The following is a 9,387-nucleotide window of genomic DNA, read 5'->3' on the forward strand; positions in this document are numbered from 1 at the left end:
AGATGACGAGCACCACCGAGCAGCTCGCCGGGCTGTCGGAGCAGACGACGCTGCTGCGCTTCGCGACCGCGGGTTCCGTGGACGACGGGAAGTCGACCCTGGTGGGGCGGCTGCTGCACGACTCCAAGTCGGTCCTGGCGGACCAGCTGGAGGCCGTGGAGCACGCCTCGCGCAGCCGGGGCCAGGAGGCGCCGGACCTGGCGCTGCTGACCGACGGCCTGCGGGCCGAGCGGGAGCAGGGCATCACCATCGACGTGGCGTACCGGTACTTCGCCACCGCGCGACGGCGGTTCATCCTCGCGGACACCCCCGGGCATGTGCAGTACACCCGGAACATGGTGACGGGCGCGTCGACCGCCGAGCTGACGGTCGTCCTGGTCGACGCCCGCAACGGGGTGGTCGAGCAGACCCGCCGGCACGCGGCGATCGCGGCCCTGCTGCGGGTGCCGCACGTGGTCCTCGCGGTGAACAAGATGGACCTGGTGGAGTACGCGGAGAACGTGTTCGCGGCCATCGCCGAGGAGTTCACGGCGTACGCGACCGAGCTGGGCGTCCCCGAGGTGACCGCCATCCCGATCTCGGCCCTGGCCGGGGACAATGTGGTGGAGCCCTCGGCGCGGATGGACTGGTACGGCGGGCCGACGGTGCTGGAGCACCTGGAGACCGTCCCGGTCAGCCACGACCTGGCGAGCTGCCACGCCCGTTTCCCGGTGCAGTACGTGATCCGGCCGCAGACGGCGGAGCACCCGGACTACCGGGGCTACGCGGGGCAGATCGCGGCGGGGACCTTCCGGGTGGGTGAGCGGGTGACCGTGCTGCCCTCCGGGCGGCAGTCGGTGATCGCGGGGATCGATCTGCTGGGTGTGCCGGTGGAGGCGGCGTGGACGCCGCAGTCGGCGACCCTGCTCCTCGCGGACGACATCGACATCTCCCGCGGCGACATCATCGTGCCCAGCGGCGACGCCCCGGCCACCAGCCAGGACGTGGAGGCGACGGTCTGCCATGTCGCGGACCAGCCGCTGACGGTGGGGCAGCGGGTGCTGCTGAAGCACACCACCCGCACGGTGAAGGCGATCGTCAAGGAGATCCCCTCCCGCCTGACCCTGGACGACCTCTCCCAGCACCCCGAGCCCGGGGAACTGGTCGCCAACGACATCGGCCGGGTGCGGGTGCGCACCGCCGAGCCGCTGGCCATGGACTCCTACGCGCACTCCCGCCGCACCGGCTCCTTCCTGCTGATCGACCCCGCGGACGGCACCACCCTCGCGGCCGGGATGGCCGGCGACGCGTTCGCCGCCCCGACCGCCCCGAACCCCCAACCCGACGACGAAGGCTGGGACTTCTGATGACCGACATCTGGGCCACGTTCGCCAAGGAGGGCGGCCGCGTCGGCAGCGGCGCCCTCGGCGCGGGCACGGGAGGGGTGGCGCGATGTGCGCGCTGACCGCTCCGGCGGCGGCTCCGTGCCTCCGCGACCGCTCCCCCCACGCCTCGCACCACCGAAGACCCATCCCTGACGAACCCGACCCGGCCGCGTCCGACACGACGTAGGGACCGGGCCGACGAGAGGAACACCTCCCGTGCCAGCCACTCGCACCACGCTGCGTCGCCGCCTCTCCGCGGCGGCCGTTCTGCCCCTCTTCGCCGTGGTGCTCACCGCCTGCGGTTACGGTGCCGAGGCCGAGAAGGACGACAAGGTCGCTCCCGCCGCCAACGGCAAGAAGCTCTCCGTGGACGAGGTGAAGCTCGGCTACTTCCCGAACCTCACCCACGCCACCGCCCTGATCGGCGTCCAGGACGGCCACATCCAGAAGGAGCTGGGCGGCACCGCGCTGAAGACCAGCACCTTCAACGCCGGCCCCTCCGAGATCGAGGCCCTCAACGCGGGCAGCATCGACATCGGCTTCATCGGCCCCTCGCCGTCCATCAACGGCTTCACCAAGTCGAACGGCCAGAACCTGCGCATCATCGGCGGTTCGGCCTCCGGCGGTGTCAAGCTCGTCGTCGACCCGAAGAAGATCAAGACGCTGGACGACCTCAAGGGCAAGAAGATCGCCACGCCCCAGAAGGGCAACACCCAGGACGTCGCGCTGATCAACTGGATCAACGAGAAGGGCTGGAAGGTCGACACCGAGTCCGGCAAGGGCGATGTGTCCGTGGTCCGCTCCGACAACAAGGTCACCCCCGACGCCTTCACGTCCGGCTCCATCGACGGCGCCTGGGTCCCCGAGCCCACCGCGTCCAAGCTGGTCACCCTGGGCGGCAAGGTCCTCCTCGACGAGACGACGATCTGGCCCGACAAGAAGTTCGTCATCACCAACATCATCGTGTCCCAGAAGTTCCTCAAGGAGCACCCGGACGCGGTCGAGGCGGTACTGCGCGGCACGGTGAAGACCAACGCGTGGATCAACGCCAACCCGGACGAGGCCAAGGCGTCCGCGAACAAGGCGCTGGAGAAGCTGTCCGGCAAGCCGCTGCCCGCGGAGGTCCTCGACCCGGCGTGGCCGTCGATCCAGATCACCGACGACCCGCTGGCCGAGACCCTGAAGACCCAGTCCGAGTGGGCGGTCAAGTCGAAGCTGCTCCCGAAGGCGAACCTCGACGGCATCTACGACCTGAGCATCCTCAACAAGATCCTCAAGGCCGAGGGCAGGCCCGAGGTCTCCGACGCCGGCCTCGGCGTGAAGTAACCACCACCAGCGACCCCCAGGAGGTGACGATCATGGCCATCACGACCACCACCGAGGCCGCCGCCGGGACCGACCGGCTCGCCGGCAGCACGGCGGCCCCCGCCGCCCGCCTCGAGCACGTCTCGAAGTCCTTCACCGGACCCGCCGGGCGGCAGCTCGTCCTCGACGACATCACTCTCGATGTCGGCCGGGGCGAGTTCGTCACCCTCCTGGGGGCCTCCGGCTGCGGCAAGTCCACCCTGCTCAACCTGGTCGCCGGACTCGACCGCCCGACCTCGGGCACCATCGAGACCCCCGGCGGCCGGCCCGCCCTGATGTTCCAGGAACACGCCCTGCTGCCCTGGCTCACGGCGGGACGCAACATCGAACTCGCCCTCAAACTCCGCGGTGTGCCCAAGGCCGAACGCCGTCAGGAGGCCGAACGCCTCCTCGAACTGGTCCGCCTCGGCGGCGCCCACCGCAAGCGGGTCCATGAACTGTCCGGCGGCATGCGCCAGCGCGTGGCCCTGGCCCGCGCCCTCGCCCAGGACAGCGACCTGCTGCTGATGGACGAGCCCTTCGCCGCCCTCGACGCCATCACCCGGGACGTCCTCCACGACGAGCTGACCCGGATCTGGAACGAGACCTCCCTCTCCGTCCTGTTCGTCACCCACAACGTGCGCGAGGCCGTCCGCCTCGCCCAGCGCGTGGTCCTGCTCTCCTCCCGCCCGGGCCGCATCGCCCGCGAATGGACCGTCGGCATCGACCAGCCGCGCCGTATCGAGGACACCGCCGTCGCGGAACTGTCCGTCGAGATCACCGAGGAACTGCGTGGGGAGATCCGCCGCCATGGCCAGCACTGACACGACCGAGCAGGCCGTGACCAAGGCCGGGGACACCCCGGCGAAGGGCGCCGCACGGGCCGACGACCTCGCCGGCCTGGAGGCCGGGCTCGACGCCCTGGACACCGTGCAGAGCACCCGCACACCGCTGCGGCAGATCCTGGTGCAGAAGGTCCTGCCCCCGGTGACCGCCGTGGTGCTGGTGCTGGTGGTCTGGCAGCTGCTGGTCACCGCCGAGGTCACCGACAGCTACAAGCTCCCGCCGCCGTCCGCCGTCTGGGACAGCCTGGCCACCATGTGGGCACAGGGCACCCTGCTGGAGGTCGTCTGGACGAGTGTGTCCCGCGGCCTGCTCGGCTTCCTCCTCGCCCTCGCCATCGGCACCCCCCTCGGACTGCTGGTCGCCCGGGTGAAGTTCGTACGCGCCGCGATCGGACCGATCCTCTCCGGGCTCCAGTCCCTGCCGTCCGTGGCGTGGGTGCCGCCGGCCGTCCTCTGGTTCGGCCTCAACGACACGATGATGTTCACCGTCATCCTGCTCGGCGCGGTCCCCTCGATCGCCAACGGCCTGGTGTCCGGCATCGACCAGGTCCCGCCGCTGTTCCTGCGCGCGGGCCGCACCATGGGGGCCACCGGGCTCCGGGGCGCCTGGCACATCGTCATGCCGGCCGCCCTCCCCGGCTACCTCTCCGGCCTCAAGCAGGGCTGGGCCTTCTCCTGGCGCTCCCTGATGGCCGCCGAGATCATCGCCTCCTCCCCCGATCTCGGCCTGGGCCTGGGCCAGTTGCTGGAGAACGGCCGGAACAACTTCGACATGCCCGGCATCTTCCTCGCCATCCTGCTCATCCTGACCGTCGGCATCGCGATCGACCTGCTGATCTTCAGCCCGCTGGAGCGGTGGGTCCTGCGCAGCCGCGGTCTCCTCGTCAAGGGCTGATCCCCGATGCGCCGTCCCGTCCTGCTCGTCGTCGCCCACGGCAGCCGCGATCCGCGGCACGCGGCGACCGTGCACGCCCTGGTGGGGCGCGCCCGGTCGCTGCGGCCCGGACTGCGCACCGAGGTCGCGTTCCTGGACTTCAACGCGCCGTCCGTACCGCAGGTCCTGGACCGGCTGGCGGCCGACGGCGAGCGGGACGTGGTGGCGCTGCCGCTGCTGCTGACGCGGGCGTTCCACGCCAAGTCGGACATCCCGGCGGTGCTGCGGGGCGCGCCCGCGGCGCTGCGGGTGCGGCAGGCCGAGGTCCTCGGCCCGTCACCGCTGCTGCTGTCCGCGGTGGAACGGCGGCTGTACGAGGCCGGGCTGGGCCCGGCCGACAAGAGCTCGACCGGCCTGGTGCTGGCGTCGGCGGGCTCCTCCGACCCGGAGGCGATCGCAGTGATCGCCGAAACAGCGCGGGAGCTGCGGCACACCGGTTGGTGCGCCGTGCGACCTGCGTTCGCCTCCGCATCCCTTCCCCGCACCGAGGACGCGGTGCGGCTCCTGCGCGCCGAGGGCTGCGCGCGGGTGGCGGTCGCCCCGTACGTCATCGCGCCGGGGCGGCTGCCGGACCGGATCGCCGAGGGCGCGGCGGCCGCCGGGGCCGATGTCCTGGCGGATGTGCTGGGCCCGGCCCCGGAACTGGCACGGCTGCTGCTGGACCGGTACGACGAGGCGGGCGCGGTGCGGGAGCTGCGGGCCACGGCCTGAGCCGGCCCGGCCGGTCCACCCGGCCCGGGCCACGCGGGTCCGGTCGGGTCAGACGGTCAGGCGCGACGCGGGCCCGGGGTCAGGCGCGGCGGACGCCGCCGGCGCCGAAGCCGGTCTCATGGGCCCAGAGATGGGTGCAGCCGGGGCACTGGAGGTGCAGCCGGCTGCCCTCGTTGGACAGCAGATAGCGCCAGTGGGCGCGGCAGGTCCGGCCCTCCTCGCAGACCACGCAGTCGCGGTGGTCCGCGCAGCCCGGGCAGGGCACCCAGGCGCGGCGGCCGATGTCCGCGGTGGGGTCAAGCGGCAGCACGGCCGTCCCCGTCCCGCGCCGGGAGCACCCCGGCCGCCACGAGCCGGTCGTAGGTGCGCTGCTGCTCGGCGTCGAGCCCGGAGTACAGCAGCCGGTACGCCTCCTCCTCGCCGGCCAGCACGGCCACCGGGTCCCAGTCGTCCCCGATCGCGGCGAGCACGGCGGCGCGGCGGACGGCCTCCTCGTGAGTGAGGTCGATCTCGAAGGCGTGGAGGTCCGCTTCCTGGTCGTGACGCATGCTGTTCCCTCGGCTGGTGGGACCGGACCCGTCGTGTCTACCAAGGCTTGCCTAACCGAGGAAGCGTCAGCTCGAAGAGCTCGTCACCGCCTGAAACGGACGGTCGACACAGCGCAGCACAATTCGGACATATAGTTACGAATCTCCCTTGCGCGGAGAGGTGCTGTGAGGGAACCCACAGGTCGTCCCCGGCCCGTCAGTCGAAGGACAGACTCCCGGTCCGGGTCCGCTTGACCTCGAACAACTGCGGGTGCCCGGCGAGCACCCGGAAGCTGTCGAAGAGCCGGGCCGCCTCCTCCCCGCGGGGGATCGCGCCGAGGACGGGCCCGAACCACACCGCCCCGTCCACATGCAGGGTCGGCGTCCCGACATACCCGTCCGCCGCCGGATCCTTCCCCCGGTCGTGGCTCGCCCGGACGGCCTCGTCGTACGCGGGGTCGCCGGCCGCGTCGGCGAGGGAGGCGGGGAGTCCGGTCTCGGCCAGGGCCTCGGCGACGACCACGGCGAAGTCCTCGTTCTTCTCACGGTGGATCCGGGTGCCCAGCGCGGTGTAGAGGTCGCGCAGGACCCCGTCGCCGTGGTGCTGCGCGGCCGCGGCCACCACGCGCACCACACCGAGGGAGCGGTCCACCAGATCGCGGTACCAGTCGGGCAGCTCGTTGCCGAGGTTGTGCAGATACAGGCTCATGACGTGGAAGCGCACGTCCACGGGGCGCCGCCGCTCCACCTCCAGGATCCAGCGGGAGGTGATCCAGGCGAACGGGCAGGCGGGGTCGAACCAGAAGTCCACGGTGGCGGGCGCGGTGGCCGTGGGGGCGTTGGGCTCGGTGGCGATGTCCATGGGACGAACCTAACCGGCCAATGGCCCCCGCCCACGGTCCACTTGGGCCCCATGATCGTGGGCCACCTGGGGCGGCTGGGCCACCGCCCCGTGGCCGAAGCGGGTGCCCTGGTGGAAGTAGAGCAGCCAGCCCGTCTCCGTCAGACGCCAGATGGAACTGCGGTGGGCCCGGTGGGCGCCGGACTCGGTGTCGAAGGTCAGATGCACCACCCCGGCGGCGAGCTGCACCCCCTTCATCCGTGTGGTGGTGATGGGACGCGGGGACGGGGCGTCGCGCGAGCGCAGGGCAGTCATGATCGTCTCCCGGTTCCAGAGGCGGCCCGAGGTGCCGAACTCCCGGTAGTCCGGGTGCAGCAGTTCGGCGAGGAGTTCCGGCGACGCGCGGACCGCCGGGTCCAGGAGCCGGAACTCGGCCTCCATCGCGGCGTTCACGGCCTCGGTCGCGGAGTCAGTCACGGGTCATCTCCACGAGCTTGGTGACGGTGTTCCAGTTCCGGGCGGTGGCCACCATGCCCTTCAGCGGCCGGGGGGCGGACAGCGCGGCGGCCAGCTTGGAGCGCCCGATGCCGTCCGGCGTGTAGAGGTAGAGGGCCCGGTCACCGACGCGGTACTCCTCCGGCAGATGGGCGTCGACGGGAAGGGCGGCGGTCAGGGCCGCCGCGTCCACGTCCTGGGAGAGGTACACGACATGGAGCTGCCTGCCCGCCAGGTCGGCGGCCGGGAAGGGGCAGTCGTCGACGAGTCCGCGCAGATAGGCGTGGTCGCGCACCAGGGTGTCGACCCGGAAGCCGAACTCCTTCTCGATGCCGGCCTCGATCCGGGCGGCGAGGGCCGCCTCGGCAGCCGGGCCGGAAGCTGTGCCGCCGTCGGCCCCGGCATCGGCCGCGTCCCGCGCCGTGCCCGCGCCCGGGTCGGTGAAGACCGCGTTCCCGCTCTGGAGATACGTCGCGACGCCGGTGAACCCGAGGTCCTCCAGGAGCGCGCGCAGCCTCGCCATGGGGACCTTGCGGGCGCCGCCGACGTTGATTCCGCGCAGCAGCGCCGCATACCTGGCTGTCATGGCCCACACGATAAGGCGGCCGCCGTGCCCCGTGGGGGAGGGCACGGCGGCCGCCGGTCAAGGTGCCGGGCTGTACCCGACTACCGGACTACCGGACTACTCGACGATCTTCAGCAGCTTGTTGGGCGTGCCCGCCGAGGGGTTGGTGATCTTGTCGGCGGTGGCGCCCTCGGTCAGCGCCGTGGCGACGTCGGCCGGGGCGGCGTCCTGGTGTCCGGCGAGGTAGACCGCGGCGGCGCCGACGACGTGGGGGGTCGCCATCGAGGTGCCGGAGATGGTCTTGGTGCCCTCGTCGCTGTCGTTCCAGGCCGAGGTGATGTCGGAACCGGGCGCGTAGATGTCCACGACCTCGCCGTAGTTGGAGAAGTCGGACTGCTCGTCGGCCTCCGTCGAGGAGGCGACCGTGATGGCCTCCTGGACCCGGGCCGGGGAGCTCTGACCCGCGTCGCTGGACTCGTTGCCCGCCGCCACGCCGAAGGTGATGCCCGAGGCGACCGCCTTGCGGACGGCCTCGTCGAGGGCCTCGTCGGCGCCGCCGCCGAGGCTCATGTTGGCGACGGAGGGGCCGTTGGCGTTCTGGGTGACCCAGTCGATGCCCGCGACGACCTGCTCGGTGGTGCCGGAGCCGTTGTCGTCGAGCACCCGCACCGCGACGATCTTCGTCTTCTTGGCGACACCGTGGGCGGCGCCCGCGATGGTGCCCGCGACATGGGTGCCGTGGCCGTTGCCGTCGTCGGCGGTGTCGTCGTTGTCGATCGCGTCGAAGCCGTGCGTGGCGCGGCCCTCGAAGTCCGCGTGGGAGACACGGACTCCGGTGTCGATGACATAGGCGGTGACGCCCTCGCCGGCGGTGTCCGGGTAGGTGTACTTGCTGTCCCCGGCGGTGTCCTCCTGGTCGACGCGGTCCAGGCCCCACGAGGGAGGGTTCTCCTGGGTGGCGTTGATGGTGAACTTCTTGTTCTGGACGACCTTGCCGACGGCCGGGTCGGCGGCCAGGCGCTTGGCCTCGGTCTCCGAGAGGCCGCTGGCGGAGAAGCCGTTGACCGCGGAGGAGTAGTTGCGCTTGAACGTTCCGCCGTACTCCTTGGCGAGCTTCTTCTTGTCCGCCTTCTCGTCCAGCAGGACGATGTAGCTGCCCGTGACGGCGCCTTCGGCGTTGGCGCCGTAGATCTTGCCCTCGGCCGGCGCGGCGCCCGCGAAGGACGTGTTGAGCAGCGTGACGCCGGCCGCGGCGGCGACGGCCGTGACGGCCGCGGTGAGCTTGATCCGGCGGTTGGAGCGCTTGTGAGTTGCCATGAAGAGGGGGTCTCCTCGTCATCATTTGTGGGGGGATTGGCCCTCGGACGGAAGATCTCCGGGGGCTGACTCGAAACCCTGACCGATTGACACGCTCAGATCAAGACCTTCATGGACCCGTGACTTGTTCAACAAGGTTTCTTAACAAGAAACCGGCCACCAGGGCGCAAGGCGGACAAGCCGCGGCAACACCCGCTTCATGTACGGCACATGCACCGGTCGGGGCGGCGGTGGCGCGTACCGCCCACGCGGGGCGGGCGGTCCGGCCGGGGTGCGGGCCGCCCGGCCGAGACGGCCGAAACTCTCCCCCTCCGCACGGCCGGTATCCGACGCCCGAGCGCGCGTACGCACAGGTCGGCGGCATGTGACCGGCGACAGCCTCGGACACGCCGAGGGCCCCGCGACCCGTGGGAAACCCTCGCGCGGCCCACCGCGAAGCGCCCG

General features: G+C 71.6%; 11 protein-coding genes. 5 read left to right on the forward strand and 6 right to left on the reverse strand.

Annotated elements, in window-relative coordinates:
- Positions 1–2: 2 nt before the first annotated feature.
- The 5 genes from ABZ457_RS28425 (at position 3) to ABZ457_RS28445 (ending at position 5,198) form a co-directional block, all read left to right on the forward strand.
- Complete coding sequence (locus ABZ457_RS28425) at positions 3–1,346, forward strand: GTP-binding protein (RefSeq protein WP_359163151.1); 1,344 nt, start codon at positions 3–5, stop codon at positions 1,344–1,346.
- A gap of 234 nt (positions 1,347–1,580) precedes the next feature.
- Positions 1,581–2,690: an aliphatic sulfonate ABC transporter substrate-binding protein gene (locus ABZ457_RS28430; RefSeq protein WP_359163154.1), complete on the forward strand. Its 1,110-nt coding sequence runs from the start codon at positions 1,581–1,583 to the stop codon at positions 2,688–2,690.
- Positions 2,691–2,722: 32 nt separating this feature from the next.
- On the forward strand, positions 2,723–3,532 hold the full coding sequence (locus tag ABZ457_RS28435; protein ID WP_359163160.1) for an ABC transporter ATP-binding protein: 810 nt from the start codon (positions 2,723–2,725) through the stop codon (positions 3,530–3,532).
- Complete coding sequence (locus ABZ457_RS28440) at positions 3,519–4,448, forward strand: ABC transporter permease (protein WP_359163163.1); 930 nt, start codon at positions 3,519–3,521, stop codon at positions 4,446–4,448. The genes ABZ457_RS28435 and ABZ457_RS28440 overlap by 14 nt, the downstream gene beginning before the upstream one ends.
- A 6-nt stretch (positions 4,449–4,454) precedes the next feature.
- Positions 4,455–5,198 (forward strand): sirohydrochlorin chelatase, encoded by a 744-nt coding sequence (locus ABZ457_RS28445; RefSeq protein WP_359163166.1) that lies wholly within the window; start codon positions 4,455–4,457, stop codon positions 5,196–5,198.
- Positions 5,199–5,277: 79 nt separating this feature from the next.
- Here the strand turns inward: ABZ457_RS28445 and ABZ457_RS28450 are convergent, their stop codons facing one another.
- The 6 genes from ABZ457_RS28450 to ABZ457_RS28475 form a co-directional block, all read right to left on the reverse strand.
- Complete coding sequence (locus tag ABZ457_RS28450) at positions 5,278–5,508, reverse strand: hypothetical protein (protein ID WP_359163169.1); 231 nt, start codon at positions 5,506–5,508, stop codon at positions 5,278–5,280.
- Entirely contained in the window at positions 5,495–5,746 is a 252-nt protein-coding gene (locus tag ABZ457_RS28455) for a DUF6400 family protein (RefSeq protein ID WP_359163172.1), read from the reverse strand. The genes ABZ457_RS28450 and ABZ457_RS28455 overlap by 14 nt, the downstream gene beginning before the upstream one ends.
- Before the next feature lie 196 nt (positions 5,747–5,942).
- Positions 5,943–6,587 carry a DsbA family protein gene (locus ABZ457_RS28460; RefSeq protein ID WP_359163175.1) on the reverse strand — a complete coding sequence of 215 codons (645 nt, stop codon included), beginning with the start codon at positions 6,585–6,587 and terminating at the stop codon, positions 5,943–5,945.
- A 9-nt stretch (positions 6,588–6,596) separates the two neighbouring features.
- Positions 6,597–7,043, reverse strand: coding sequence for a nuclear transport factor 2 family protein (locus ABZ457_RS28465; RefSeq protein ID WP_359163178.1), 447 nt, complete (start codon positions 7,041–7,043; stop codon positions 6,597–6,599).
- Entirely contained in the window at positions 7,036–7,647 is a 612-nt protein-coding gene (locus tag ABZ457_RS28470; protein ID WP_359163181.1) for a DUF1697 domain-containing protein, read from the reverse strand. The genes ABZ457_RS28465 and ABZ457_RS28470 overlap by 8 nt, the downstream gene beginning before the upstream one ends.
- Positions 7,648–7,743: 96 nt before the next feature.
- Entirely contained in the window at positions 7,744–8,943 is a 1,200-nt protein-coding gene (locus ABZ457_RS28475) for a S8 family serine peptidase (RefSeq protein WP_359163184.1), read from the reverse strand.
- Positions 8,944–9,387: the final 444 nt, after the last annotated feature.

Source organism: Streptomyces sp. NPDC005805, assembly GCF_040630445.1.
In the GTDB taxonomy this organism is placed as follows: domain Bacteria; phylum Actinomycetota; class Actinomycetes; order Streptomycetales; family Streptomycetaceae; genus Streptomyces.